Origin of the sequence: Rhodoferax sp. (assembly GCF_018063565.1) — a bacterium.
Lineage (GTDB): Bacteria > Pseudomonadota > Gammaproteobacteria > Burkholderiales > Burkholderiaceae_C > Rhodoferax.
Map to the genome: position 1 here is coordinate 45,981 of NZ_JAGPBB010000005.1, position 26,782 is coordinate 72,762.

Here is a 26,782-nt window from a genome sequence, read left to right on the forward strand (position 1 = left end):
TCTAGCAGAAATGGGGTCGGATCCCAAATCATCATGAGTTGGGCTCTGACCCCATTTCTGCGGGGCAAAAAACAGATTGTTCAGTGCGCCTCTGCTGCAAACGCCGTATAGCGGGTCTCATCCATCATGTCGTCAAGCTCAGCCGGGTTGTCCAGCGTCATCTTGAAGAACCAGCCCGCACCCAGCGGGTCGGAGTTGGCCAGTGAAGGGTCAGCGCGCAAGGCTTCATTGACTTCCGTGACCGTGCCGTTGGCCGGCATGTACACATCGGCCGCCGCCTTGACCGACTCCACCACGGCAGCGGCGTCTTTGGCGGCGTAGGTCTTGCCCACTTCGGGTAAATCGACAAACACCACATCGCCCAGCGCGTCCTGCGCGTGGTGGGTGATGCCGACGGTGCCAATGTTGCCGTCGATGTTGATCCATTCGTGGTCGGGGGTGTATTTAACGGTCATGAGAGAACTCCAGTGAAATGAGGTGAGTCAAAAAAGTTGCTGTGCACAAGGGAAAACTTAGCCGCGGAAATAATTGGTCGGCACAAACGGCATCGACACCACTTGCATCGGTACCGCCTTGCCGCGCACCATGGCGTTGACCTTGGTGCCCAGCGACGCAAACTCAGGCGGCAGATAGGCCATGGCGATGGGCTGGTCGATGGTGGGGCCAAGCAGCCCACTGGTGACTTCGCCCAGGCGCTGACCGGTGGCGTCTTGCAGCTCGCTGTGCTCACGTACCGGAACCCGCTCCAGCGCCATCAGTCCCACACGTTTTCGGGCTAAAGCGCTTGTTCCACCTGCGAGTTGCGCTAGTATTTTATTAGCACCTGGAAAACCGCCTGCACGCGCGCCACCGGCACGACGCACCTTTTGCATGGCCCAGGCCAGGCCCGCTTCGACGGGCGTGGTGCTGGTGTCGATGTCGTTGCCGTAGAGCGGCAAACCGGCTTCAAGGCGCAGCGAATTGCGCGCGCCCAGGCCAATCGGTTTGACTTCAGGTTGTGCCAGCAAGGCTTGGGCCAAGGCCGGCGCGTCGCAGGCGTGCACTGAAATCTCAAACCCGTCTTCGCCGGTGTAGCCGCTGCGGGTCAAAAACACCTCGATGGCTTGCGCGCCCGCTTGCACCCTGAAGTAGTCACCGGTCATGAACACCAGCTTTTCAACGCCGGGCGCCAGCCGCGACAGGGCCGCCACAGCCTTCGGGCCTTGCAGCGCCAGCAGTGCGCGCTCGGGCATCGGGATGACTTCGCAATGGTGGCCGATTTTTGCCTGAATATGTGCAATGTCGGCGGCCTTGCAGGCACCGTTGACGATGACAAAGATGTCGGCACCCCGGTTGACAAACATCAGGTCGTCAAGAATGCCACCCTCGTCGTTGAGCAGCAGGCCATAGCGCTGTTTGCCCATCGGCAGGTCAATCACATCAACCGGTAGCAGCGACTCCAGCGCGGCCGCCGCTTCCGGGCCGACCAGGCGCAACTGGCCCATGTGCGATACATCAAACAAACCGGCCGCGGCGCGCGTGTGCTTGTGCTCGGCCATCAGGCCGGCGGGGTATTGCACCGGCATCGAATAACCGGCAAAGGGCACCATGCGCGCGCCCAGCGCGATGTGCAGATCATTAAGGGGGACGCTCAACAGGGGAGCAGGAGACTCGGACATCGTGTCACTCCAGGGGGGGCAGGCCAACAAAAAACCATGGCAAAACACACGGACTTGCCATGGGCTGCCCCCGCTGTCCGCTTTACCTGAGAGATTCGCCGGGCGGTGCCACACGGTCAGGTATGGCGGGCTGCGGGTTGCTCCTTCGGTGGGCTGCAGGCGGTGTGATGCACCGCATGCGGCCTCTCTCCAGTGGGGATACGTTCGCTGCCTTGCGGCGGCATCACGTTTGTCAGTCCTTTTGCCTGAGCGTTCAAACTGCTGCGATCAGCAACTCTGCGCCTTCGGCGGTTTTCGCGAGGAAAACTCTCTCCTGACCGCCAAATTCTACCTGCTCGGATTCGCGCTTGCAGTGTTGCGCGATGCGGCTGCCTTAAATCTGATGACAGTCATTGCCATAAAACCAAACCTGGTTGCGACCTGCCTGTTTGGCGTGGTACATGGCTGTATCCGCTCGTCCAATCAGCTTTTCCAAATCAACCGAATTGCCCCTGTACAAAGTGACGCCAATGCTGGCGGTGCAACAATGTTGAACGTAGTTATCGGTCCGCCCCTCGTGTTGCACCGTCAGCATGAAAGGTTCGGCCAATGTGACGCGGATTTTCTCAGCGACTTGGCCGGCGATTCTCTTGGATTCGTCTTCATCGATGCTCAATTCACTGAGCATCACGACAAATTCGTCGCCACCGAAACGGGCGACCGTATCCTCCGCCCGAACGCTGTTTTTCAGTCGCGCCGCCGCTTCAACAAGCAGTGCGTCACCGACCAAATGTCCGCTCTGATCGTTGATGGTCTTGAAGTTGTCCAGGTCCAGAACCATCAATGATCCATGAATGCCGTTGCGGTCACTGGCGGACATACTCTGTGTCAGACGATCCACGAGCAACCGGCGATTGGGCAAATGGGTCAGCGCGTCGTAAAAAGCCAGCTGTCGCACGCGCTCCTGCATTTGCTTGCTCTCGGTGATGTCGATCATGAAGCCGCTCCAGACAACGATCCCTGTCTCGGTCGCTGGATTTGGTCTTGAAGACAGATGAATCCACTTGATGCAGCCAGACCGCGTTCGTATCCTGAACTCGGAGGTAAACGCTTTGCCCTCCCTGTTGGCCGCGACATCCTCGTCTTTGACTCGCTGCAGATCCTCATCCAGTACCAGAGCCTCAAACAGGCTTGCATCGGCCAAAAGATCTTTTTCATTGAGTTCGAGAAGTTCACGGCATTTCGGTCCGACGAAAACCAGTTCGCGTCGTCCATCCGGCAGCATGACGTATTCGTAGAGCACGCTGGGCAAAATGGTCGTAAACCGTCTCAGACGCGTCTTGCCCCAGTCGGGCGGTACCAAGGTTTGGACTGGAATGTTTTCATGCATCATCGTTTCTCTCCTTCAGGGGGGGCTTTGCGCTCAAGTCCCGATGCGGCATCACAAACAGCAAGTCATCAGCCTGCAGAAAGTCGCTGCCCGCATGGATGGTGAACACCGTAGGCTTGACGGGAATTTACGCAGAAACCGCCCTTCAGGCTTGACCAGGCGCGCCTTTCGCATGACCATTCGTGCCAACTTCAATTATTGTGACCAAAGGGCATCCATGGCCAAATCAAAAAGTACGCTGGCGACGGTCTGGCTGATGGTGTTGCGCCTGATGGAACTGCATGGTCTGGATTCGCAGCAGCTCATCGCAGAACTGGGTGTTTCCGCGCAAACTCTGTGCGATGTTCAGGCCCGTATTCCCGCCCGAGTGGCTGATCTGGCGTTTGAAAGAGCCATGCAACGCCTGCCCGATCCGGCTTTCGCGCTCAGGGCCAGCGAGTGCTGGCACCCTTCGAACCTGGGAACCATGGGCTATGCCTGGTTGTCAAGCCGAACATTGCACACGGGCCTGAAGCGTCTGGAACGCTTCTCCAGGATCATTGGCGATGATTTCAGCTACGAGGTGCGTGAGGATCAAGACGGTTTGCACGTTACTCACGACCATGGGCGTGGCGACAACCCGGTCGGCCACGTCATGACCGACTTTACGCTGTCGATCATTTTTGACATGTGTCGTAGCAATTTTGGCAGTCGACTCAGCGCCAGGCAGGTCCAGCTTCGACGCCCATGGCCTGCCAACACAGCACCGTGGGAAGCTTTTTTTGGATGCGCTGTGCAGTTTGGCGCCAACAAAGATAGTTTCTTGATTGATTCGGCTGCGGCCAATGCGCCTTTGACTTCGGCCAACAGCCTTCTGGCCAATACCTTCGATGTCCTGCTGAGCGAGCAACTCGATCGCTATTTTCAGGATGACATTGTGAGCCGTTGCAAGACTTTTTTGCTGCGCGAGCTGACTTCTGGGCCACCATCGGCAATCAGCACCGCCGCTGGGCTGGCAATGAGCCAGCGCAGTTTCCAGCGCCGATTACGCGAACTGGGACTGACCTATCGGGAGTTGCTCGATCAAACTCGCCATGAACTGGCACGGCGCTATCTGGACGATCCTGCCAAGTCAGTGACAGAGATCACTTTTTTGCTCGGCTTCTCAGAACAAAGCGCTTTTACCCGTGCCTTCAAGCGCTGGAGCGGCACCTCGCCATCTGGCTACCGCGGGACCCCCGTCACCGATTCGCTTGCTCAAAGGCGACTGCACGGGCCGACCGGATAGCCCGGTGCGCGTCACATCTCCGAATAATTCGGCCCGCCCCCGCCCTCAGGCGTGACCCACACAATGTTCTGTGTCGGGTCCTTGATGTCGCAGGTCTTGCAGTGCACACAGTTGGCCGCGTTGATCTGCAAGCGGTCGGTGTTGTCGGCGTTCTTGACAAACTCGTACACACCAGCCGGGCAGTAACGTGCCTCGGGACCGGCATATTTGGCCAGATTGACCTTCACCGGTACCGCGGCGTCTTTCAGTGTCAGATGCGCCGGCTGATTCTCCTCATGCGCGGCACTGCTGATGAACACACTGGAGAGACGATCAAACGTCAGCTTGCCATCGGGCTTGGGGTACTCAATGGGCTGGCATTCAGCCGCCGGCTTCAAATATTCATGATCCGGTTTATCGCGCCGGATGGTCCAGGGCATGTTGCCACCCAGGCTGAACTGCTCGATGCCATTCATCAACGTGCCCACCCGCAGACCGTATTTGAACCAGGCCTTGAAGTTGCGTGACTTGTTGAGCTCGGTGTAGAGCCAGCTCTCGCGGAAAGATTCAGGGTAGGCGTTGAGTTCATCCTGCGCACGGCCTGCGATGACGGCCTCATAAGCCGCTTCAGCGGCGAGCATGCCCGACTTGATCGCCGCATGGCTGCCCTTGATGCGGCTGACATTGAGGTAACCCGCATCACAACCCACCAGCGCCCCACCCGGGAACACTGTCTTTGGCAAGGCCATCAGGCCACCAGCGGTGATGGCGCGGGCACCGTATGCTATTCTTTTCGCGGTGACTTCCCCTGCCGAGTTTTCCAGGTACCAACGGATGTTGGGGTGGGTCTTCCAGCGCTGGAATTCCTCAAACGGGCTCAGGTACGGGTTGGCGTAATTCAAGCCGGTGATGAAACCCATGGCTATTTTGTTGTCTGCCATGTGGTACAGGAAGGAGCCACCATAGGTTTTGTCATCCATCGGCCAGCCCGCAGTGTGCAGCACCAGGCCGGGTTCATGTCGGGCCGGGTCCACTTCCCACAGCTCCTTGATGCCGATGGCATAGCTTTGCGGATCACAGCCGGCATCGAGCTGGTATCTGGCAATGAGCTGTTTGCCCAGGTGGCCACGTGCGCCTTCAGCGAAGATGGTGTATTTGCCCAGCAGTTCCATGCCGAGCTGGAAGTTGGGGCCGGGCTCGCCGTTTTTCTCCACGCCCAGGTTGCCGGTGGCCACGCCTTTGACCGCACCGGCGACGTCATACAGCACTTCGGCGGCGGTAAAGCCTGGGAAGATTTCCACACCCAGCGCTTCCGCCTGGGTCGCCAGCCAGCGGGTGAGTGCGCCCAGGCTGATGATGTAGTTGCCGTGGTTCTGGCTGCACTGAGGCAGGAACAGGTTGGGGGTGCGGTAGCCGGTGGTTTCACTGAGAAACAGCATGGCCTCTGCCGTGACGGGCTGGTTCAGTGGGGCACCGTCGGCTTTCCAGTTGGGCAGCAGTTCTGTGAGTGATTGCGGGTCCAGCACGGCCCCTGAGAGGATATGGGCACCGGGCTCGGAGCCTTTTTCCAGCACCACCACGGAGATCTCTTTGCCATGTTCTGCGGCAAGCTGTTTCAGGCGGATGGCCGTCGACAGGCCGGCGGGGCCACCCCCGACCACGACCACGTCGTAGTCCATCGATTCGCGGGGGCCGTGTTGGGTCAGGATTTCCTCGTTTGTCATGGTGTTTCTCGCTTGATAATGGGCAGCGCCAGCCACCCGACACATGGGGCCTGAAATCTCAGAGCCACAGCAATTTTAGGCGGGTGAATGTGCTCATAATAGGACGATCGTTCTATAAAAATGGAGAATTGACGATGGCATACAGCATGGATTTGTCGGGCCGGGTGGCCTTTATCACAGGGGCATCCAGTGGTTTGGGTGCCCAGTTTGCCCGCACCTTGTCGGCCGCAGGTGCGGCGGTGGTGTTGGCCAGCCGCCGCATTGAGAAACTGAAGGACTTGCGGGCCCAGATTGACGGCGAGGGTGGCGACGCCCATGTGATTGAACTGGATGTCACCGACCATGGCTCCATTAAATCGGCGGTGGCCCATGCCGAGACCGAGGTCGGCTCGATCGACATTCTGGTCAATAACTCAGGCGTCAGTACCACCCAGCGCATCCAGGACGTGAGTGAGCGCGACTTTGACTACATGTTTGGCACCAACGTGAAAGGCGCTTTTTTTGTCGCGCAAGAGGTGGGCAAGCGGATGCTGGCGCGCGCACAAGGCGCTGCACCGGGCAGTTACACCGGCGGGCGCATTGTCAATGTGGCGTCGATGGCGGGTTTGCGGGTGTTGCCCAAAATTGGCGTGTATGCCATGAGCAAGGCGGCTGTGATCCAGATGACCAAGGCGATGGCACTGGAGTGGGGCAAGTTTGGCATCAACGTCAACGCCATTTGCCCGGGTTATATCGACACCGAGATCAACCATGCCCACTGGCAGACTGAGCAGGGGCAAAAACTGGTGCAAATGCTGCCGCGCAAACGTGTGGGCCATCCACACGACCTCGACGCCCTGCTGGTGATGTTGTGCTCGGATCAAAGCCATTTCATCAATGGGGCGGTGATCTCTGCCGATGACGGTTTTGGCGTCTAGCACGACCGCGCCATCCACCCGACAACTGGGTCTTGGTGTGGCTGCGGGTCTGGCAGCGGGGGCCCTGTGGGGAATGGTGTTTGTGGTGCCCCGCATGACGCCCGGCCTGTCGTCGGTCGATCTGACGGCGGGGCGATTTGTCAGCTACGGTGCCATGGCGGCGCTGGCCATGGCCTTCACCTGGCGCAAACACCGCTGGCCAAGTCCGGCCCAGGCTGCCAGCGCCCTGGGCATGAGTGCGCTTGGCGCCACCGGCTATTACCTGCTGCTGGCGCTGTCCATCAGCGCGGTGGGCTCGGAGGTGCCGACCCTGATCATCGGAACCATTCCGATCTGGGTCATGTTGCTGGGTAAACCACAGGGCTTGAGATGGGCCGCGCTGCTGCCGGGTTTGCTGCTGACGGCGGGTGGCCTGGCGCTGATGATGCAGCACACTTGGGCCCATGCCAGCATGGGCATCACCGGTGGGCAGGAGTTCTGGTGGGGTGTGGCTTTGGCGCTGGCAGCCATGGTCAGCTGGACTGCCTTTGCGTTGCTGAATGCCGCCTGGTTGCGACGGCATCCGCTGGTCAGCGCTACCGAATGGAGTAACTGGTTGGGTATTGCCACCGGTTTGGGTGCCGTGTGCTTGTGGTTACTTCTGGGTTCGGAGTCAAATGACCTTCTGGCGCTGGATGGGAAAGCCTTTATAGCTCTTGTTTGTATAGCTACTGGGATTGGTTCAGGCTGGGTTGCCAGCATTTTGTGGAACCTGGCCAGCCAGCGACTGAGTGTCAGTTTGTGTGGGCAGCTGATCGTGAGCGAGACCTTGTTTGGCCTGATGTATTCGTTCGCCTGGGACGGTCACTGGCCGGCGTCGGTCCAGTGGCTGGCGGCACTGCTGTTTACGCTGGGTATAGTGGCGTCCATTCAAGCGCACCGTTAGCTGCACGGGTCAGCACATGGGCAGAAAGACACGATGAAGTACGAGATTCCCGAAGCAAAAAAACTGGTGTTTGAGTCGCTGATCCCGATTCGCTGGGGCGACATGGACGCGATGGGGCACGTCAACAACACGACCTATTTCAGATACCTGGAAACCATCCGCATCGACTGGTTGCGCAGCATTGGCGGCATGCCCAATCCGCTGGGGGAGGGGCCGGTGATCGTCAATGCGTTTTGCAATTTCTACAAGCAGCTCGAATACCCCGGCGAGGTGCTGGTCAAGATGTACACCAGCAACCCGGCGCGCACCACCTTCGAGACCTGGGGCACCATGGCGCTGCCCGATGCACCAGACGTGATCTGTGCGGCCGGTGGCGCAACCACCATCTGGGTTGACTTCCCGAAACAGAAAGCCATCGAGCTGCCGCAGTGGATGCGCAGCATCGTCAGCTAGAAAGTGGGTTGTTAGCCGAGAAAATGACCGCTGCCAATCAGGCGGTCCACCTCGGCCTCGGCCGCCAGCCAGTCGTTCACCGGATCACCCAGCGTAAAGCCGCGGCGTTCGGCGATATAAAAGGCCGCCACCGCAACGTAATGATTCCGTTGCTCGGAGCTCATCGCGGGCTTGGGTGCAGTGGACGGTTTCAGCTGGGTCTGCGCCGCTGCGGTTTTCTTGACCGCAGGTTTCTTGGCTGTTGCCTTGACGGGTGCAGGCGCCGGCACTGCCTTTTCGGTCACCACGGCTGGTGTCGCTGCCACGGGCGCGGGCATGGGTGCAAAGGTGGTTTTGATGACGGGTTTGACCGCCGGGGTTTTGGCAGCGGCTGTCTTGGCTGTCGTTGTTTTGACAGCGGCTACTTTCTTGGGCGCTGCGCTGTCAGTTGCTGCCGTTTTGCTTGGGGCTTTGGTAGTCGTGACCATGGCGTCTCTCCTGGGGGTTGAAGTAAGGTTAAAGTAAGTTGATTGTGGAGTGCCCGCATCACATTCGTTTTGATGCAGGTCATGAAAACGATTCAGCAAAACCCGTGCCAGTCATAAAGTGACCACGAAGAACGCAGTGCCAGGACCGGATTGCTGATGTTTGAGCCTGAGGATTTTCGCATGAGTCCGGAAGGCCGGATTTCCTGGCGGTGACCTGCCATCAGATGTTGGCGCAGTGCCATCGCCATCGCGTCCTGGTAAAACGTTCAAGCCCCGAAAAAACACCGCCGAAGCTAGTATGCTCTGCGCCAGATTGATTTTGCAAGGAGAACATGGCGTGAACAAGATATTCCCGGATGCCGCTGCCGCCTTGGCGGGCATGGTGCGCGATGGCCAGTTGTTGGCGGTCGGCGGATTTGGCCTTTGTGGCATACCCGAGGCATTGATTGATGCCTTGCGTGACTCGGGGGTGAAGAACCTGACCGTGATCTCCAACAACGCCGGTGTCGACGGCTTTGGTCTGGGCAAGCTGCTGGAAACCCGCCAGATCAAGAAGATGATTTCCAGCTACGTCGGAGAAAACAAGGAGTTTGAACGCCAGTACCTGGCAGGTGAGCTGGAGTTGGAGTTCACCCCCCAGGGCACCCTGGCTGAAAAATTGCGTGCCGGTGGCGCCGGCATCCCGGCGTTCTACGTCAAGACCGGTGTGGGAACCCTGGTGGCCGAAGGCAAGGAGAACCGGATCTTTGACGGCCATGCCTACATTCTTGAGCATGCGCTGGTGCCTGATGTATCGCTGGTCAAAGCCTGGAAGGCCGACAAAAGTGGCAACCTGCTGTTTCGCCGCACTGCACGCAACTTCAACCCGGCCGTCGCGATGGCGGGCAAGTTCACTGTGGTGGAGGTGGAAGAAATCGTCGAGACCGGTACCTTTGACCCCGATTCGGTGCACCTGCCAGGCATCTATGTCAACCGCATCGTCTGCAATGCGACCCCTGAGAAACGCATTGAAAAACGCACCATCACCCCGAAAGCAGGAGTCTGAATCATGGCCTGGACACACGACGAGATGGCGGCCCTGGCTGCCAAGGAATTGCAGGACGGCTTTTACGTCAACCTGGGAATTGGTTTGCCGACACTGGTGGCCAACTTTGTACCCGATGACATCGAGGTCTGGTTGCAGAGTGAAAACGGCATGCTGGGCATAGGCCCGTTCCCTACCGAAGACGAGGTGGATGCCGATCTGATCAATGCGGGCAAACAAACGGTGACCACATTGCCGGGTTCGAGCATTTTTGGCAGCCATGACAGTTTTGCGATGATTCGCGGCGGCAAGATCAACCTGAGCATCCTGGGTGCGATGCAGGTCAGCGAACGCGGTGACCTGGCCAACTGGATGATTCCGGGCAAGATGGTCAAAGGCATGGGCGGTGCGATGGACCTGGTGGGTGGTGTACGCAGCGTGGTGGTGCTGATGGAGCATGTGGCCAAAAAGAAAGATGGCACGATTGACCTCAAGATCTTGCCGCACTGCACGCTGCCATTGACCGGCGCTGCGGTGGTGGACCGCATCATCACCGATCTGGCGGTGATGGACATCACGCCGCACGGTCTCAAGGTGGTGCAACTGGCGCCAGGCGTGACGATGCAGGAACTGCAAAGCAAAACTGGCGTGGCGCTGCATTGAGGGCAGTGGTTTTTGGCGGATCTCGATGGCCAGCGGCTTATGCAGTGGATCTATCTGGGCATTGCGATTGTCTGTGAGGTGATTGCCACCTCGGCGCTCAAGGCCTCTGACGGTTTCACACGGCTGGCACCGTCGATGGTGGTGGTGGTCGGCTACGTGGTGTCTTTTTACTGTCTGTCACTGACACTGCGCAGCATCCCGGTGGGCATTGTGTACGCCATCTGGTCGGGCGTGGGCATTTTGCTGATATCGATGGTGGGCTGGCTTCTGTTTGGCCAGGCGCTGAGTCCGGTCACCATGTTGGGCATGGCTTTCATCACGGTTGGCGTGGTGATTCTCAATGTGTTTGCATGAACCTGTATTGACAGGGCTCAGCAGGATGAGACTGGCTTGGCCAGTCTTGACGCAGCCACCCTGCGCAACAGCCACACCAGGCCCAGCGCGGCAATGGTCAACCCCACCACCAGCGCGATCCAGAAACCTTGCGCACCCATGGGCGCCGCTGGTGTCCAGGGCAGCCAGGTGGGGGCAATACCCAGCAGATACCCGAGTGGCAGCGAAAATACCCAGAACGCAGTGAGGTGAATCACCATCGGCGAACGGGTGACCTTGTAGCCCCGGATGGCACAGCTGGTCACCACCTGGGTTGCGTCGGAGAGCTGAAACAACGCGGCAAACAGCAGCAACTGAGCCGCCAGCGCGATGACGGCGGCATCGTCGGTGTACGCCTGTGCGATGGTTGTAGCCAACAGCGCCATCATCAGCGCCGATACCAACGCAAAAACCAGCCCCAGCGCCACCCCAACCCAGGATTGAAATCGGGCGTGCACTGCATCCCCCGCCCCCAGCGAATGTCCAACCCGCGTCAACAACGCCAGTCCCAAACTCAAAGGCACCATGAACACCAGAGAAGTGAAATTCAGCGCGATCTGATGCGCCGCTACCTGGGTGCTGCCAAACTCGGCCACCAGCAGGGCGATCAGGCTGAAGGCGCTGCTCTCGGCGAAATAGGTGACGCCGATCGGTAACCCCAGCTTCAGCAGCACTTTGATCTGAGCCCAGTCGGGCGGCTCGTAACGGGCAAATGGCCAGGTGCTGCGATAGGCCCGGGCATGGTGCATCCAGGCGATCAGCGCCAGCAGATTGAATGCCACGGTGGCCAGCGTGGCCCACGCACAGCCCAGCCCGCCAAGCCTGGGAAAGCCCAGCATGCCAAACACCAACAGGCTGTTGACCACAATATTGAGCAGCAGCGACAGCAGGGCGATCACCATCAGCGGCTTGGTCTGGTTGATGCTGGTGCTGTAGCCATAAAGTACCCGGTAGCAGGCAAACAGTGGCAGCGACAGACTGGTGATCCGGGTGAACTCGATCGCCAGCGTTTGCACCCGTGGTTCCAGTGACATGTGATTGAACAGCTGGGATGCCCAATGACCAGCCAGGCAAGCGATCACACCCAGGCCGAACGCCTTCCATAAGGCCTGGCGAACGACCGACGGAATATGCACCCAATCGCCAGCACCGACATGGTGCGCCACGGTGGGGTTGACCGACATCATGATGCCCATCAAGGTGATGATCAGCATGTTCCAGATGGAAACTCCCAGCGACACACCTGCCAGATCTTGTGCCGAGGCATGACCCGCCATTCCGACATCGACCACCGCCATACCGACGGTGGCCAGTTGACCGATGAGCATCGGCCAGGCCAGCTGCCACAGCGCGCGCAGTTCAGTGACCAGACGCCCGCGTTGGGCGGGGTGGCGAAGCAGGGATTGAAAGGGACTGAACAAACTGAATAGGCGCAGACAGAAAAGCGCAGATTATCTGCTGCCAGTGGGTGCAAGCATCCTTTTGGCACCCGAAGACGCACGATGGCAACGCATCGTGCGGCATGCTCAGAACTCTATCTCAAGGTCATCTTCGCAAAAGTCAAACTTGGCTGGCTTGGCCTCGGTGTTGTCGGCGAAAACCGCTTTTACCCATTGTGCGCAGGCTTCATTGTTGGTGCTTTTGTCCCAGACCAGCTTGACCGTTGCGCCCGGCTGAATACCACGTCCAATATTGAACTGTCCCCAGGATTTCCGGTTCTCGGACACCAGTATTTTGGTGATGCGGGTATCGGTGGAGTTGTGCACATTGAACGAAAAGTCGCTCGCGTGAGCCGTGCCCACCATAAGGGTAAGTCCCACGAGGGCCGCGCTCGCCAGCGACCAAACACCAAAAATACGGTGGAATGACATGAGGTTTTGCTCCGTGAAGTAATGCGTTGACGGACCGGGATGGGGTCATGAAAATTCTATCCCTACGCTGCATTTGATGCTGGATAGTTTGACAAATGTCAAACCATTCGTGTGATACCGCACACCGCACTCCCTCAACGTCCCCGTAAGAACAGTGCGTCAAGCTCCTTCATGCCAATTTGCCGCCAGGTGGGGCGGCCATGGTTGCATTGGTCGCTGCGTTGCGTGGCCTCCATCTGGCGCAACAGCGCGTTCATTTCTTCCAGGGTCAGGCGTCGGTTGGCGCGTATCGCCCCATGGCAGGCCATGCTGGCGAGCAGTTCGTTGTGGGCACGTTGGATCACGGTGCTGGCCTCGTGCTGACTCAGCTCTGCCAGCACGCCACGCGCCAACTCAACCGCGTCCCCTTGGGCCAAAGTCGTGGGCACTGACCTGACGGCCAGCGTTCTGGCCGAAAACGCGGTGATTTCAAGCCCCAAAGCCAGCAGGGTTTGGGCGTGTGTTTCGGCGGTACTGACTTCCAGCGGCGTTGCGGCAAAGCTGGCTGCAATCAACAGCGGCTGGCTCGGCAAAACGGGCCTCATACTTGATGCGGCCTGAGCACCCTGTTGAATCCATTGTGTTTTGAGCTGTTCATACACAATGCGTTCGTGCGCAGCGTGCATGTCCACCAGCACCAGACCCTGCGCGTTCTCCGCCAGAATATAAACACCGTGCAATTGCGCCAACGCTCGCCCGAGTGGCCAGATCGTTACGCCCTCGGTCGCCCCTGCAGTGGGCTCAGGTGCCATTGGCCTGTCAGCCGATGGCAGTTGTTTTGGCGCGCCCCATAACACCCCCAGATCCGTCACCTGATGATGAATGGGATCGGCAAAAGAAATAGCAAACTGTTCCCTTGGATATTGGGCTGAAGTCGTATTTTGTTCAAAAATGTTGGACTCTGGCGATGCCACCGGTGCAGGCCCGGTCGACTGGCCGGTGTGGGCGACTGGGGCTTGGCCAGCGCGGGGTTGCGCCAGGGCCGCTTCGATGGCGTGGCGCACAGCCTGGTGCACCTCGCGACCATCACGAAAGCGCACCTCGATCTTGGTTGGGTGCACATTGACGTCGACACGGGCCGGATCGAGCTCCACGTACAAGGCATACACTGGCTGACGCTGCCCGTGCAAGACATCCTCATACGCGGTGCGCGCCGCGTGGCTGATGAGCTTGTCGCGTACAAAACGCCCGTTGACATAGCAGAACTGCTGATCAGCCCGCGACCGGGCGGCATCAGGCAGCCCTGCACGTCCCCACACCTTGATCAGGGGCGACAGGGCCATGCCCGGCGGCCGTGCGCTGGCATGGTCGACCCAGACCGATTCGGCGACAAAGTCACTGCCCAACACATCAGCGAGTCGCCGCTCCAGTGCCGGCAGTCTGTCTCGCTCACCACAGCGACGCCACTGCTCGATCAGTTTGCCCTCATGCCAGACATCAAACCCGACATCCGGGCGCACCAAGGCATGGCGGCGCACTGCGTCCACGCAGTGGGCCAATTCGGTGGCGTCGGTTTTGAGAAACTTGCGCCGAGCAGGGGTGCTGAAAAACAGCTCCTTGACCTCCACCGTGGTGCCTTCGGCGCGGGCAACGGGTCTGATTTCGCCGCTCTGTCCCAGCAGCAAAAAAGCAGCAGAGTGGCCTCTGGCCCTGGAAAGAAAGCTGCAGTCAGCTATTGAATTGATGGCGGCAAGCGCCTCGCCGCGAAATCCCATGGTGGCGACCGACTCGAGATCTGACAGGCTGGCGATCTTGCTGGTGGCATGGCGTTTCAGGGCAATCGGCAGTTCGGACGGCACAATGCCGTCGCCATCGTCCTCCACGCTGATCAGCCGAACCCCGCCCGCAAGAAGCCGCACGGTGATGTGCTCGGCCCCCGCATCCAGCGCGTTGTCAAGCAACTCGCGCACCACGGAAGCGGGCCGCTCCACCACTTCGCCCGCAGCAATCTGGCTGATCAGTTCGTCAGGCAGTTCGCGGATCGGCCGATGCAAGGGCGGAGTATCGATGGGGGGAGAGTTCACCCGAGCATTCTAGAAGCCAGCCCACGGTGCCGGATGGGTGGACGCCGACGCTCATGCAAGGGCTGGCTTGTCGACGGCTACATTACAGGCCGCCAACCGTTTCGTTGTAATCCGAGATGCCTTCCCAAATGTCCCAGGCCGCAAACGCCATGGGCACCCCGACCTTGGCGATGCCCGCCAGTCGCGCGGTGCGCGCAGCCTGGTTGGCAAGCTGCTGCTGGCCGGCGATCTGTGAGCCTGCACGCTGGACGATGTTGCGTGCTTTGGCTACTTGCGCCTTGCGCAGACCTTCCTGCGACAGGCGTTGTGAGAACTTGCGAATCTCGCCCTCCGCCGAGCGGATGATCTGCTCGGCTCGCCCTTGCTGGGCCAATGCCTTGACCTGGCTGGCGGCGGCGGCACCACCCAGTAACTCACTGCTGGCCGCTTTACCAACCTCGATGCCCACGGCCTTGGCGCTGGAGCCCTGTTCCCAGGTTTTGATCAGGGAGCAAGACGAGCTAAAGCCCAGCGACACACCACTGCAGATCAGCGCACCTGCCGGTGCCAGCACGATCGCCCCCGTCGCCCCCAGTACCGCCACGCCAACGGTGCCGGCCAGCTTGATCCGGGCCAGATCAGTGATCGCCTGCTTGAGCTCTCCCGCCACCGCCAGGTTGATTTCGCTGGCATCCTGAAACAAGGCATTGACGGCGTCACGGGCGTGGTCACGGATTTTTGCCATTTCAGTGACATAAGTGTTGGCCACCACTGGCCCCTGCTCATTGAGTTTGCGCAACCACACCATCAGATACTGTTCGTGAAATTTATCAGTGGTCTGCTGAATCTGGGCATTGTTGCTCTGGCGCACCTCGACAACGCCAGGTGGCGTTTTCCAGAACAACACGCTGTACATCGCATTCATGACCCCGCTGTCGCGGTGGGTCACCCACTCGATCTGCGTATGTTGCTGGAACGAGACGGCCAGTGCCACCGATCTGAAAAAGCGGCTGACGGCATTCAGGTCGTAACAAATGGCGGCGATGGCAGGTGCGTTCATTTTGGGTACCCGGTGGCGGTTTGCGTCCGATTTTGCGGCAAGTCCATCGGCAATGCAATGCTTCGGCTTGCCCGGAGATAATCTGCACCATGGATATTTTGATGGCCCTGCTCGATTTTGTACTCCACGTGGACAAACACCTGGAGGTGTTTGTGCAAAGCTATGGTGCCTGGGTGTATGCCTTGTTGTTCTTGATTATTTTTGTCGAGACCGGTGTTGTGGTCATGCCCTTTCTACCGGGCGACTCGCTGTTGTTTGTGGTGGGGGCCATGTGTGGCGTGGGTCTGATGAGTTACCCTTTGGTGCTCGGTCTCTTGCTGGCAGCCGCGATCTTGGGCAATCAGTCCAATTACACGATTGGCCGGTATTTTGGCCCCAAGGTTTTTGGCTGGGAAAATTCGCGCTGGTTCAACAAGCAGGCCTTTGATCAGGCACACGCGTTTTACGAGAAATATGGTGGAGTCACCATTGTGGCGGCTCGCTTTATGCCGTTTCTTCGCACCTTTGCCCCTTTTGTGGCGGGCGTGGCGCAGATGACACGCAGCAAATTTACCTTCTATGATGTGACGGGCGGCGCGTTGTGGGTGGTAGGCATTGTCACTGTCGGGTATTTCTTTGGCAACTTTCCCTGGGTCAAGCAGCATCTGGACAAAATCATCTGGGCCATGATTCTGATTCCGGGTCTGCTGGTGTTGTTGGGCGCGTGGAAAAGTCGTCGCAAGGCGGCTCTGGCCAATGGTTCAACCCCGGCCCGGTGAACGGGCGCCGTGGCAAATGTTGCGGCGACTGTAAGGACTGCAGTGTGCTTACGCAATTTTCAGGAACAGATCCTGATCCGGTGCAAAATTGGCGTGCAAAGGCATCAGGGCACCGCCTAGTGCCCGGGCATCCGGGCCGATGGTGCCAGCGATGACATTGGCATTCCACAAACCTTCCCAGCAGTAGTTGTTGAGCGCTGACTGCGTCGCTTCGATCAGTTGGGTTTGCAGGGTACGGCTGAACGAACCGTCGATCACCACCGCATCGATGTCGAGAAATGCAGTACCACTGACGACCGTATGGGCCAGTGCATTGGCAGCATGGCGCACCCATGCGGTGGTCTCTTCTTCAAACGGATAGGTCAGGGCACGCTCGTCGTAGGCGGCATGAGCGTCCAGCCCGAATGACTGCAGACGACGCTCCAGCTCCCACAGTGACGCATGGCTGATCAGCTGGTCTGGCGGTGCTGGATCCGGGCGGAGCCTGTTTGCCAAGCGCATGGGCAATGAAGCCACGGCACCGGCGTTGCCGTGCAGTCCCCCATGCAAGTGCGAGTTGATCACCAGTCCGCCGCCCACAAAGGTGTCGACAAACAAGTAGAGGAAGTTTTTCAGGTCACGTCCACGCCCGGCAACCAGCTCGGCCACACAGGCCGCCGAGGTGTCCTTGGCAAAACTCACCGGAACATCGGTCAAGGCCTGAACCTCGGCGCGCAGGTCAATCTGATTCCAGGCCTGTGACTGCGCCTCAGACAGACCCAGCATTCGGTGCCACCCGCCGATCTGGAATGGTGCGGCCACCCCCACACCCACCAGCCGGTTTTGCAGCGGCCCCAGCGTGGCACGCATGTCGCTCAGATGTTGGGCGATGGTGGGCAGCAGCAAGGCCACATCCGGGAAAGCGTAGTCCAGGCTCTGGCGTTGCCGGACCTGACCGGTAAAGTCCACCAGCAACCAGTCGGCACTGCGCCGACCGATCTTGATACCGATGGCAAACGCGCCGTCCGGATTCAGTGCCAGCGGAATCGAGGGCTGACCGATGCGGCCCCGCACCGGGCTGTGCCGGATGAGCAACTGGTCTTCTTCAAGCCGGGTGGTGATCAGGCCAATGGTCTGTGCCGTCAGACCGGTGAGCCGGGCCAAATCCGCCTTGGGCAAGCTGCCATTGAGGCGAATGGCTTGCAACACCACACGTTCATTGAACTGGCGCATGCCCACGTGATTGGAGCCACGTGGGCGTAACAGTGACGGAGGATCGTCCGCTGGGGCATGCTTGGCAGGTGTCATGGGCGCAGAGTTTCGCCGATCACGCCCTTGCGCAGGATAAAGTTGCCAAAAGGCTGTTTTTCGCCGGTCAGCACAATGGCATATGCCGCACCTGCCCGCTCATAAAACGCAAAGCGCTCAATCGCCTCGACGCTCTGGTTGGCCAAAAGTTGAGGGGTGAGGGCATGGATCACCTCACGCTGGAGGGCTGATCGGTAGTCTGGCGAAGTGCCGCTGACTGCCATGAAACCGGCCGGATGCACCACATCGGTGGCAAGCGGCAACAACGCGGTCACGGCGCGTACCACTGGCAGCATGGTCGTACCCGGCAATCGGATCACCGGTTTGCCCGCCGCAATGCGCATCGCCGTGAAGTTGGCATCCGCCAGCACCAGAGCGTCATCGTGGCCCATTTCCATCAAAATCTTCAGCAGCTCAGGGGTGAGCAAGGGGTCGATTCCTTTGAGCATGTCCGTCTTTCAGGCCAGCATTTCGGCGGGCAGATCCTCCACCGACTTGGCGCCCGTCATCACGGCCACCGTGTCACTCATGCTGATTTTTCTGGGGTTGACCACGGCAGCCCGTTTGCCAAGTCTGGCAATGTGGATGCGGTCGGCTACTTCGAACACGTGGGGCATGTTGTGGCTGATCAGGATCACCGGCAGGCCCTTGTCCCGTACCCGGCGAATCAGCTCCAGCACCATGTTGCCTTCTTTCACACCGAGGGCTGCCGTGGGTTCGTCCATGATCACCACATGCTGTGCAAAGGCGGCAGCACGCGCCACGGCCACGCACTGACGTTGGCCTCCGGAGAGTGTTTCCACCGCCTGGGTCATGGAGCGGATGCCCACTTTGAGGTCGTTCATGCGGGCGATGCTCTCTTGCAGCATCTTTTTCTTGTCGATCATTTGCAACACGCTGCCCAAGAAGCCGGGTCGACGGATCTCACGACCCAAAAACAGGTTTTCAGCGATGGTCATGGCTGGGGCCACCGCCAGGTCTTGGTACACGGTCTCGATGCCGGCACGGCGCGCGTCGATTGGACTCTTGAAATGGACTTGTTGACCGTCCAGATAAATCTCGCCGGCATCCGGAATGGAGGCGCCGGCCAGGCACTTGATGAGCGACGACTTGCCAGCACCGTTGTCGCCGATCACCGCCAGAATTTCACCTGCACGCAGCTCAAAGTCGGCGCCGTCCAGCGCGGTGACTTGACCGAAACGTTTGACCAGGCCTTTGGCCTGGATCACCAGTGGAGCGTTGGTAGAAGTGGACATTTCAGCGGACTCCCTTGCGCGACATCTGATCGGTGGCCACCGCCAGAATCACCAGAATACCGGTCACCAGAATCTGATAGACCGACGATACCCCCATCAGCGTCAAGCCGTTGCGGAATACCCCCACGATCATGGCGCCCACCAGGGTGCCCAGAATAATGCCGCGTCCACCAAACAGGCTGGTGCCGCCCAGCACCACGGCGGTGATGGCATCCAGGTTCTCGGTTTGACCGGCATTGGGGTCTCCGGCGCCGATGCGCGCCACGCTCAACAGCGAGGCCAGACCGTAAAAAACGCCGGCCAGTACGTACACGCCCAACAGCACCTTGTCAGTTGAAATACCGGTCAGACGGGTCGCCTCCGGGCTGTTGCCGACCGCGTAGATATGGCGTCCCGGCGCAGTTTCACGCAGGAAAAGCCAGGTCAGAAGATACAGCACCAGCATCAGGATCACGCCATAAAGGATGTTGGTTTGCCCAATGCGAAACGAATTGCTCAACCAGGTCATGCCCTCTGACACCTGGGTGACCGTCTGTGAGCCCGAATACAACTGGGTGATGGCGAACGTGATGTTGAGGGTGCCCAGCGTGACAATGAAGGGCGGCAACTTGGCTTTGGTGACCAGGAGGCCATTTACCAGACCGAAAAGGGCCGTGGCACCGATTCCCAGCATGATGGCCAGCGGGGCCGACAAGCCGTAGTCTGCAGCCGTCTTGGTCATGATGATGCTGCCCAGCGCCATGATCATTCCGCAGGAAAGGTCGATGCCGGCGGTCAGGATGACCAGCGTCTGGCCGATGGCAATGGTGCCCACCACCATCACCTGTTGCATGATCAGCGAAAAATTCTGCAGTGACATAAAACGCTCGTTTTGCGTCGCGAAGAACATGCAGGCGAACAGCAGGGCAATGAATGGCCCCAGCGTGCCCATGGGGGGTAATTTGTCGAGCAAGGATTTCATGGCGGTGATGGCTCTGTGGTTTGAGAAAATCTCACATGACCCCCGACAGGCCGGTTCGGGGGCGGTGTGGCAGCGCCTGTGGCGTGCTGCCTTGTCTTCAATCAGACTTCTTGCCGTTGACCCGGTGCAACAGGGTGTGGCACCGGGCGACAGCGGTTCAGGTCCGGCCTACTTGTTGCCCCAGCACAGGTCCATTCCGGTCTTGACATCCTTGCTGTCCACGCCTGCCACAGCCTTGTTGGCGATCAGGGTGACGCCGGTGTCGGTGTAGCCACTGACCTTCTTGCCGGTCTTGGCGTACTCGACACCCGCTGCCACACCCATCGAAGCCATGCGCAGCGGGTACTGCTGGCTGGTGGCGGCAATCACGCCGGCACCCACGTCTTTCACGCCAGCGCATCCGCCGTCAACCGACACGATGATCACATTTTTCTCTTTGCCAGCGGCTTTCAGAGCCTTGAACGCACCCGCTGCAGCCGGTTCATTGATGGTGTAGACCAGGTTGATGTCGGGGTTCTTTTGCAGACAGTTTTCCATGCCGGTCTGACCTTTGGCGGCATCGCCAAAGCTGTCGGCCATGCACACCACGCCCGCGGCTTTGCCGCCCAGCTCGTTGCTCTTGGCATCTGGCGCCGTCAAGCCAAAACCTTTCAGAAAGCCGTTGTGACGTTGCGCGCCGACCGGGTGGCCGGGGAACAGGTCGAGCGTGGCGATCACGGCCTTCTTGCCGCCCAAAGCTGCCTTGGCATATTGGCCAATCAGCACCCCGGCCTTGTAGTTGTCGGTGGCAAACAGGGCATCGACGGCGCTGACCGGGTCGGTTGGACTGTCCAGCGCAATCACCTGCACGCCCTGACTTTGTGCCTTCTTGATGGCCGGGATGATGGCTTTGGCGTCGCTGGGCGTGATCATGATGGTTTTGGCACCGGCTGCCACCATGTTTTCGATGGCGGTGACTTGCCCGGCGTTGTCGCCGTCGGTTTTGCCGGCCGCCGACAACAACTTGGCGCCAAGCTTCTTGGCTTCGGCATCGGCCCCTTCCTTCATTTTGACGAAGAACGGATTGGACTCGGTCTTGGTGATCAGGCCGATCACCGGCTCGGCGGCAAACGCGGCGCTGGTGGCCAATGACAAGGAGCTCAGGAGCAGGGTGGTGGACAGTTTCATGGTTTTCCTCAAGAGTAAGACCTTGCGGCCGGGTTGTGTACTTGGCGTCCGGAATGAGCAATTGCGCAACAGCTTCGGGTAATCACGCTTGTTCATTCGACGTGGCTGAACTATAGTCCTCTCTGACTTAATAAATCAAGTTGTTTTAGTTATGGAAAACCCTAATATGTCAAAAATAGTTTCTTCAGCGCAGGTGGCCACCGCCGGTGAGGCCTTGATTGATCTGATCGCCGGCGCCGATGGCCGGTTCGAGCCTTGCCTTGGGGGGGCGGTTTACAACCTGACGCGCGCCCTGGCGCGCCAGGGCGTCGAAACCTTGTACCTGAACCCACTGTCGAAAGACCGCTTTGGGCGTCAGCTTGCCGCAGGCCTTTTGCAGGACGGTGTGCATCTGGCGGTGCCTGAACCGGTGCCGCAAGTGACCTCGCTGGCCGTGGTCAATCTGGACACGACGGGGCATCCGGACTATGCTTTTTATCGACAGGGGGTGGCAGACCGCGCGACCAGCGCCAACACCTTGACGCGGGCTTGCAGCGCGGTGGAGACACTCTCGGTGGTGTGTACCGGTGCTTTGGCTTTGTCGCCCGACGACGCCGAGACGTACCTGCCCTGGCTGGCCGCGCAACGCCAGGCCGGACGCACCGTGGTGGTGGATGCCAACTTGCGCCCCTCGGTGATGCCCAATCTGGAGCTGTACCGGCGGCATGTGTTAACCGCGTTGCAGTACGCCGATGTGATCAAGGCCAGCGACGAGGATCTGGCGTGCCTCATGTTGCCCGGCGCTGACGCGCTGGCGCAGGCCTGGCATCTGCTGCAAAACACACGCGCCAGTCTGGTGGCCTTGACGCGCGGTGCCAGCGGCGCGGCTTTGTTGACGCGGCACGGGCAGGTGTTCCACGCGCGTGAATCACAAGCGGTGCCGGTGCTGGATACGGTTGGCGCGGGTGACTGCTTCCTGGCCGGGTTGGTGGTTGCCATGCTGGAACACCGTTTGCCGTCCGACTGGGGATGCGCTCAGGTTGCCACTGAGGTCGGCAAAGACTTGCTGGGCCGGGCCATTTGCAGTGCCAGCCTGTGTGTCATGCAGCGTGGCTGTGTGCCACCGTCGCGTGCACAAGTCCAGGCGCGACTGCGCCAGGTACCGATGGACTTCAGCGTCTGATGGGTATCGGCAGTGGTTCAAATGTTGCGGCGGTACTGGGCGGAAACGTGTTCCAGCGCATCGACCAAGGTCTGGCGCAGCGGGTGTGGTGTTGTCATTTCGGGTAGCAGCAGGGAGACGCTGAACTTGATGGCTTGGGCAAGTGGCCGTACCACCAGGTCCGGTCCGGCCATGGCGTGAGCCGTGAGCGGGTTGACAATGGCGAGCCCCAGGCCCTGGCGCACCATGGCGCACACGGCCACCGCGCTGCTGGTTTCCAGGCAGGTGCGCCGGGGGACGTCGGCCTTGTCAAACATGGCGTCAATCAGTGTGCGGTAGGGGTCGCCCGGTGCCAGGCTGATGAACGGCTGGTTGGCAAAGTCCTGCAACTGGAGTTCGCTTTTGCGGCTCAGGGCGTGAACGGCAGGCAGCACTGCCACTTCGTTGACCTGGAGGAGACGGGCCAACGTCACGCCAACTGGCGCTTGCTCGGTCTCACCGAGTCCGATGTCAAAACGCTGCTCACTCATGGCCTGCTCCAGCCAGGGTGAGTCCAGGGTTGACACGCTGACCACGGCTTGCGGTGCCAGGCGAGTAAGTTGCGCCAACGCACCTGGCACCAGAGCGTGCGCCAGGGCGGGCAGGCAGACCACACGCAAACGCTCGCCGGTGATGGTGCGCAGCTCCATCGCGCGGGCGGTGATCTGTTCGATCGAAATGAAGGAACGCTCGACTTCCTGCATCAACTCCAGCGCACGCGAGGTAGGCCGAAGCCGGCCGCGCACCCGGTCAAAGAGTGTGAACTCAAGCAATTGCTCCAAGCGGGCGAGCTCGCGACTGAGCGTTGGCTGGCTGGAGGCGGTGACCTCTGCAGCCCGACTCAGATTGCCGTGCAGCATGATGGCCCGAAACATGCTCAGTTGACGGTGGGTCAGCTTGGGTGGCGCAACACGTGCGGGTGCAAACTTCATGGCGTAACTATATCCATACTGAATGCATCAAGCAATTAAACAGCATTGATTGAATTGACTGGCGCGGGCATGATGGCGGCATGAACCCATTTGCCCCCACCACCCTGGCCGAGTTGACCCAAACCCACGGCACGCCGCTGTGGGTCTACGACGCCGCCACCATCGAGCGGCAAGTCGCCGGGTTGCGCCCGTTTGACGTGATCCGCTTTGCCCAAAAGGCCAATTCCAACACCCACATCTTGCGCCTGATGCGCCGCGCCGGGGTGTTGGTCGATGCGGTTTCTCTGGGAGAGATCGAACGCGCTCTGGCGGCTGGCTACAGCCCGGGCATCCACAAGGGCCACGCCGAAATCGTGTTTACCGCCGACCTGCTCGATCGCGCCACCCTGGCGCGGGTGACCGAGCTGGGCGTGCCAGTGAACTGTGGCTCGATCGACATGCTCGACCAGCTCGGGGCAGCCAGCCCTGGCCATCCGGTGTGGCTGCGCATCAACCCCGGCTTTGGCCATGGCCACAGCAACAAGACCAACACCGGCGGCGAACACAGCAAACACGGCATCTGGCACACCGATCTGCCGCTGGCCTGCCAGCGCGTGCGCGCCAACGGGTTGCAACTGGTGGGGCTGCACATGCACATCGGCTCGGGGGTCGATTACATGCACCTGCAGGAGGTGTGCGGTGCCATGGTGACGCTGGTGCAGACTGCCCTGGCGCAAGGCATGGATATGCAGGCGATCTCGGCCGGTGGCGGCTTGTCGATTCCCTATCAGGCGGGTGAGCCGTCCATCGACGTGGCGCATTACTTCAGCCTGTGGGATGCGGCGCGCCAGCTGATCGCCACGCTGCTGGGCCACCCGGTGACGCTGGAGATCGAGCCCGGGCGTTATCTGGTGGCCGAGAGCGGCGTCCTGGTCACCGAAGTGCGTGCGACCAAACAAATGGGCGTGAACCCTTTTGTCATGGTCGATGCCGGTTTTAGCGATCTGATGCGCCCGGCCATGTACGGCAGCTTTCACGCCATGGAACTGCTCCATGCCGATGGCTCGCCGGTGCTGGGCGCGCTTCAGCCCACCGTGGTCGGCGGTCCGCTGTGCGAGTCGGGCGATGTGTTCACACAAGGCGAGGGCGGCGTGGTGCAACAGCGCCAACTGCCGCCAGCGCAGGTGGGTGATCTGCTGGTGCTGATGGATACCGGGGCCTATGGCGCGTCGATGTCCTCCAACTACAACACCCGCCCGCTGATCCCCGAGGTGCTGATCGAAGCCGGCCAACCCCGGCTGATTCGCCGCAGGCAGACGGTGGCTGAGCTACTGGCGCTGGAAGTCACGCTGGGGCAAGAGACTTCATGAGAACCATCCAGACTTACTGACTGGTCTTCCTGTCCGCCATCGACACGTTATGGCGCAACCCGCTGGCGTTCACGCGCAACTGCACCACCATCGGGTCAAGCATTACCAGGATGGTCCGTTGAATTGGCAGTACTTGAGCCCGACGCTCAAGGATGTGGACATGGGCTTTGCCGGGCGCTACTTTTTGTCGGCGACACCGACGCGCGTCAGCCCGGCTTCAATGGCGGCTTGCGTTGATTTGCTGGGGAACGACACGGTGATGGTTTTGTTAATGGCTTTGGCCTCGACTGCCACCAACATGCCGATTTCAGACTGGGTATCGACGGTGATCACGCGCAGCCCCTTGAAGCTGAAACCCTGCGTCGGGCCCATGCGCATTTTTGGGTTGTCGAGCATTTTCTGATAGTCAGCAAACGCTGCCAGCGGGGTCATCGTGACCATTCTGGGGTTGAGATGCGGGGCCGCCGGGTTGATGAAGCTGGCCTGCAGCTTGCTGCCGTCTTTTTCGATCTCGTAAAACTTCAGCCCGTCAAGCGTCAGCCCGCTCATCCAGCTTTTGAATTGCGCCTCGCTCATGTCCGCCGCCATGGCGGCCGTGGTCAAGGCCAGCAAACACAGGGTCAGCAGTCGTTTCAGCGTCATGGTGTGTACTCCTAAGGGGAAGGTAAAAATCAGTATCGGGCCGGGCGGCTGAGAACTCAGTGCTTCATCGGCATATTGCCGCCACCCAGCGCCGTGACCGGTGCCTTGACTTCCTGGGTAAAGGTTTTTTTGGTCGTGGGGTCTTCAAACACCAGTGTGATCGGCACCACGTCGCCGCCGCGCAACTGGCCTTTGAGGTCGATCAGCATCACATGAAAGCCGCCGGGTTTGAGTTCCAGCACGCGCCCGGGCACGATGTCCAGGCCTGGAATCTGGCGCATTTTCATCACATCGCCGTCCATCACCATCTCGTGGATTTCCACCACATGGGCCACCGGCGATTTGGCGCCGACCAGGCGCATGGCCTGGTCGGCGTTGATCTGCATGAAAGCACCGCTGGCCTGCTGTTTCGGCACAGTGCCGCGCACCCAGGCATCACGCACGGTGACCTGGGCTTGCGCCAGCGTGGCAACCGCAACCAGGCCTAGGGCGAGGGCAAAATTTTTCATCGAAAGTCCTGAGTTAAACAATGGGTTGAATGGGCAAGGCTGGCAGTCTTGGAATTCCAGTTTTGTGGGTATATTGAAGCGGACAATCAGCCCTTGGCCACGGGGCGTGCCGGGTCGCTGCACCATTCGCTCCAGCTGCCCGCATACAAGCGGGTTCTTCCCAGACCGGCCACTTCCATGGCGATCACATTCGGGACCGCACTCACGCCGCTGCCGCAGTGGTGGACGACTGTGGCGGGGTCGCGGCCGGCCAGCAGAGTTTCAAACTCGCTTCTGAGCTGAGCGGGCGATTTGAAGCAACCGTCCGCCCCCAGGTTGAGCGCAAATGGCCGATTCAGGGCACCCGGAATGTGCCCGGCCACCGGATCAATCGGCTCGATTTCGCCCAGATAACGCGGGGTGGCGCGGGCGTCCACCACCACCTGGCTGGGTCGGCCCAGTTGGCTGACGACTTCGGCTGTGGTTAACCAGGCAATCCTGGCCGGTGTCAGTACAAAGCTTGATCCGACCGGTTGCGGTCCGACACCGGATTCGAGTGCGCCCTGAGCGCCGACCCAGGCCTGCAGGCCGCCATCGAGCACCGCCACCGCTTCGTGGCCGGCCCATTTGAGCATCCACCACAATCGACCACCATAGTTCACACCTTGTCGGTCATACACCACCGCCTGCATGTCCGGGCGAAACCCCACGCTGCCGAGCCAGGCGGCAAAAGACTCGCGTGTCGGCAGCGGGTGGCGTCCCGCACAGAGCGCCGGTTCCCCGGCGTGGGCACACAGGTGACGGTCAAGGTCGGCGCGCACGGCGCCAGCAATGTGGCTTTCCAAGTACTGGGCATCGCCTGCGCCGGGTTGCAGCAGCTCAGAACTGCAGTCAAATACCATTAGCGGCTGGCCACTGGCCTGCAGTGCCTGCAACTGGCTGACAGAAATCAGGGTGGTGTACATCGGGTC

At 60.0% G+C, this 26,782-nt stretch carries 28 protein-coding genes and 2 riboswitches; of the genes, 10 read left to right on the forward strand and 18 right to left on the reverse strand.

The features are described 5' to 3' along the window. Window positions 1–80 precede the first annotated feature (80 nt). The 3 genes from gcvH to KBF66_RS02360 form a co-directional block, all read right to left on the reverse strand. Window positions 81–455: a glycine cleavage system protein GcvH gene (gcvH, locus tag KBF66_RS02350; protein WP_296651597.1), complete on the reverse strand. Its 375-nt coding sequence runs from the start codon at window positions 453–455 to the stop codon at window positions 81–83. A gap of 57 nt (window positions 456–512) precedes the next feature. Further along, the gene (gcvT, locus tag KBF66_RS02355) at window positions 513–1,658 is read right to left on the reverse strand and encodes a glycine cleavage system aminomethyltransferase GcvT (protein WP_296651600.1); all 1,146 of its coding nucleotides are present in this window, start codon (window positions 1,656–1,658) and stop codon (window positions 513–515) included. Window positions 1,659–1,721: 63 nt separating this feature from the next. Continuing rightward, a riboswitch (glycine riboswitch) is annotated at window positions 1,722–1,861 on the reverse strand. Window positions 1,862–1,881: 20 nt separating this feature from the next. Continuing rightward, window positions 1,882–1,984, reverse strand: a riboswitch (glycine riboswitch). Between the two features lie 47 nt (window positions 1,985–2,031). Next, window positions 2,032–3,030 carry a sensor domain-containing diguanylate cyclase gene (locus KBF66_RS02360; RefSeq protein ID WP_296651601.1) on the reverse strand — a complete coding sequence of 333 codons (999 nt, stop codon included), beginning with the start codon at window positions 3,028–3,030 and terminating at the stop codon, window positions 2,032–2,034. A gap of 214 nt (window positions 3,031–3,244) precedes the next feature. On the opposite strand from KBF66_RS02360, the gene KBF66_RS02365 reads away from it, so the two are divergent. Then, window positions 3,245–4,294: an AraC family transcriptional regulator gene (locus KBF66_RS02365; RefSeq protein WP_296651604.1), complete on the forward strand. Its 1,050-nt coding sequence runs from the start codon at window positions 3,245–3,247 to the stop codon at window positions 4,292–4,294. An 11-nt stretch (window positions 4,295–4,305) separates the two neighbouring features. On the opposite strand, the gene KBF66_RS02370 is transcribed toward KBF66_RS02365, so the two are convergent. Continuing rightward, window positions 4,306–5,997 (reverse strand): electron transfer flavoprotein-ubiquinone oxidoreductase, encoded by a 1,692-nt coding sequence (locus KBF66_RS02370; RefSeq protein ID WP_296651607.1) that lies wholly within the window; start codon window positions 5,995–5,997, stop codon window positions 4,306–4,308. Window positions 5,998–6,131: 134 nt separating this feature from the next. On the opposite strand from KBF66_RS02370, the gene KBF66_RS02375 reads away from it, so the two are divergent. The 3 genes from KBF66_RS02375 to KBF66_RS02385 are packed head-to-tail and all read left to right on the forward strand — an operon-like array spanning window position 6,132 to window position 8,292. Next, window positions 6,132–6,914, forward strand: a complete 783-nt coding sequence (locus KBF66_RS02375; protein WP_296651609.1) for an SDR family oxidoreductase — start codon at window positions 6,132–6,134, stop codon at window positions 6,912–6,914. Between the two features lie 25 nt (window positions 6,915–6,939). Continuing rightward, window positions 6,940–7,839 (forward strand): DMT family transporter, encoded by a 900-nt coding sequence (locus KBF66_RS02380; protein ID WP_296651741.1) that lies wholly within the window; start codon window positions 6,940–6,942, stop codon window positions 7,837–7,839. 33 nt (window positions 7,840–7,872) lie between these two features. Continuing rightward, window positions 7,873–8,292, forward strand: a complete 420-nt coding sequence (locus KBF66_RS02385; protein ID WP_296651612.1) for an acyl-CoA thioesterase — start codon at window positions 7,873–7,875, stop codon at window positions 8,290–8,292. Window positions 8,293–8,303: 11 nt separating this feature from the next. Here the strand turns inward: KBF66_RS02385 and KBF66_RS02390 are convergent, their stop codons facing one another. Continuing rightward, complete coding sequence (locus tag KBF66_RS02390) at window positions 8,304–8,759, reverse strand: DUF2934 domain-containing protein (RefSeq protein WP_296651615.1); 456 nt, start codon at window positions 8,757–8,759, stop codon at window positions 8,304–8,306. Between the two features lie 337 nt (window positions 8,760–9,096). On the opposite strand from KBF66_RS02390, the gene KBF66_RS02395 reads away from it, so the two are divergent. From KBF66_RS02395 to KBF66_RS02405, 3 genes are read left to right on the forward strand one after another with little or no spacing between them, the layout of a single operon-like run. Next, window positions 9,097–9,804 carry a CoA transferase subunit A gene (locus KBF66_RS02395; protein WP_296651618.1) on the forward strand — a complete coding sequence of 236 codons (708 nt, stop codon included), beginning with the start codon at window positions 9,097–9,099 and terminating at the stop codon, window positions 9,802–9,804. A 3-nt stretch (window positions 9,805–9,807) separates the two neighbouring features. Next, the gene (locus tag KBF66_RS02400; RefSeq protein WP_296651622.1) at window positions 9,808–10,446 is read left to right on the forward strand and encodes a 3-oxoacid CoA-transferase subunit B; all 639 of its coding nucleotides are present in this window, start codon (window positions 9,808–9,810) and stop codon (window positions 10,444–10,446) included. A 39-nt stretch (window positions 10,447–10,485) separates the two neighbouring features. Next, window positions 10,486–10,800, forward strand: a complete 315-nt coding sequence (locus KBF66_RS02405; protein ID WP_296651625.1) for a multidrug efflux SMR transporter — start codon at window positions 10,486–10,488, stop codon at window positions 10,798–10,800. Window positions 10,801–10,817: 17 nt separating this feature from the next. Here KBF66_RS02405 and KBF66_RS02410 read toward each other — a convergent pair whose 3' ends face one another. From KBF66_RS02410 to KBF66_RS02425, 4 genes are all read right to left on the reverse strand, one after another. Continuing rightward, the gene (locus tag KBF66_RS02410) at window positions 10,818–12,239 is read right to left on the reverse strand and encodes an MATE family efflux transporter (RefSeq protein ID WP_365732525.1); all 1,422 of its coding nucleotides are present in this window, start codon (window positions 12,237–12,239) and stop codon (window positions 10,818–10,820) included. A gap of 105 nt (window positions 12,240–12,344) precedes the next feature. Then, window positions 12,345–12,689 carry a hypothetical protein gene (locus KBF66_RS02415; RefSeq protein WP_296651630.1) on the reverse strand — a complete coding sequence of 115 codons (345 nt, stop codon included), beginning with the start codon at window positions 12,687–12,689 and terminating at the stop codon, window positions 12,345–12,347. A gap of 134 nt (window positions 12,690–12,823) precedes the next feature. Further along, window positions 12,824–14,752 carry a DNA mismatch repair endonuclease MutL gene (gene mutL, locus KBF66_RS02420; RefSeq protein WP_296651633.1) on the reverse strand — a complete coding sequence of 643 codons (1,929 nt, stop codon included), beginning with the start codon at window positions 14,750–14,752 and terminating at the stop codon, window positions 12,824–12,826. Between the two features lie 82 nt (window positions 14,753–14,834). Then, complete coding sequence (locus tag KBF66_RS02425; RefSeq protein ID WP_296651636.1) at window positions 14,835–15,791, reverse strand: hypothetical protein; 957 nt, start codon at window positions 15,789–15,791, stop codon at window positions 14,835–14,837. Window positions 15,792–15,880: 89 nt separating this feature from the next. Here KBF66_RS02425 and KBF66_RS02430 point away from each other — a divergent pair, with 89 nt between their 5' ends. After that, complete coding sequence (locus tag KBF66_RS02430) at window positions 15,881–16,549, forward strand: VTT domain-containing protein (RefSeq protein ID WP_296651637.1); 669 nt, start codon at window positions 15,881–15,883, stop codon at window positions 16,547–16,549. 48 nt (window positions 16,550–16,597) lie between these two features. On the opposite strand, the gene KBF66_RS02435 is transcribed toward KBF66_RS02430, so the two are convergent. From KBF66_RS02435 to KBF66_RS02455, 5 genes are all read right to left on the reverse strand, one after another. Further along, window positions 16,598–17,836, reverse strand: coding sequence for an ROK family transcriptional regulator (locus KBF66_RS02435; RefSeq protein ID WP_296651643.1), 1,239 nt, complete (start codon window positions 17,834–17,836; stop codon window positions 16,598–16,600). Then, the gene (locus KBF66_RS02440; protein WP_296651646.1) at window positions 17,833–18,285 is read right to left on the reverse strand and encodes an RbsD/FucU domain-containing protein; all 453 of its coding nucleotides are present in this window, start codon (window positions 18,283–18,285) and stop codon (window positions 17,833–17,835) included. The genes KBF66_RS02435 and KBF66_RS02440 overlap by 4 nt, the downstream gene beginning before the upstream one ends. A 9-nt stretch (window positions 18,286–18,294) precedes the next feature. Beyond that, complete coding sequence (locus KBF66_RS02445; protein WP_296651649.1) at window positions 18,295–19,092, reverse strand: ATP-binding cassette domain-containing protein; 798 nt, start codon at window positions 19,090–19,092, stop codon at window positions 18,295–18,297. A gap of 1 nt (window position 19,093) precedes the next feature. Further along, window positions 19,094–20,053 carry an ABC transporter permease gene (locus tag KBF66_RS02450; protein ID WP_296651654.1) on the reverse strand — a complete coding sequence of 320 codons (960 nt, stop codon included), beginning with the start codon at window positions 20,051–20,053 and terminating at the stop codon, window positions 19,094–19,096. A gap of 168 nt (window positions 20,054–20,221) precedes the next feature. Continuing rightward, on the reverse strand, window positions 20,222–21,220 hold the full coding sequence (locus KBF66_RS02455) for a sugar ABC transporter substrate-binding protein (RefSeq protein WP_296651658.1): 999 nt from the start codon (window positions 21,218–21,220) through the stop codon (window positions 20,222–20,224). Between the two features lie 166 nt (window positions 21,221–21,386). Between KBF66_RS02455 and KBF66_RS02460 the strand changes: the two genes are divergently transcribed. Continuing rightward, a complete protein-coding gene (locus KBF66_RS02460; protein ID WP_296651661.1) occupies window positions 21,387–22,382 on the forward strand; it encodes a PfkB family carbohydrate kinase in 996 nt (331 codons plus the stop codon). Window positions 22,383–22,399: 17 nt separating this feature from the next. Here the strand turns inward: KBF66_RS02460 and KBF66_RS02465 are convergent, their stop codons facing one another. Continuing rightward, window positions 22,400–23,332, reverse strand: a complete 933-nt coding sequence (locus KBF66_RS02465) for a LysR family transcriptional regulator (protein ID WP_296651664.1) — start codon at window positions 23,330–23,332, stop codon at window positions 22,400–22,402. A gap of 80 nt (window positions 23,333–23,412) precedes the next feature. On the opposite strand from KBF66_RS02465, the gene lysA reads away from it, so the two are divergent. Beyond that, window positions 23,413–24,681, forward strand: coding sequence for a diaminopimelate decarboxylase (gene lysA / locus KBF66_RS02470; RefSeq protein ID WP_296651668.1), 1,269 nt, complete (start codon window positions 23,413–23,415; stop codon window positions 24,679–24,681). 177 nt (window positions 24,682–24,858) lie between these two features. Here the strand turns inward: lysA and KBF66_RS02475 are convergent, their stop codons facing one another. The 3 genes from KBF66_RS02475 to KBF66_RS02485 form a co-directional block, all read right to left on the reverse strand. After that, complete coding sequence (locus tag KBF66_RS02475; RefSeq protein WP_296651673.1) at window positions 24,859–25,323, reverse strand: hypothetical protein; 465 nt, start codon at window positions 25,321–25,323, stop codon at window positions 24,859–24,861. A 56-nt stretch (window positions 25,324–25,379) separates the two neighbouring features. Further along, window positions 25,380–25,832, reverse strand: a complete 453-nt coding sequence (locus KBF66_RS02480) for a copper chaperone PCu(A)C (protein WP_296651676.1) — start codon at window positions 25,830–25,832, stop codon at window positions 25,380–25,382. A gap of 86 nt (window positions 25,833–25,918) precedes the next feature. Continuing rightward, window positions 25,919–26,776, reverse strand: a complete 858-nt coding sequence (locus KBF66_RS02485; RefSeq protein ID WP_296651678.1) for a sulfurtransferase — start codon at window positions 26,774–26,776, stop codon at window positions 25,919–25,921. Window positions 26,777–26,782 lie beyond the last annotated feature (6 nt).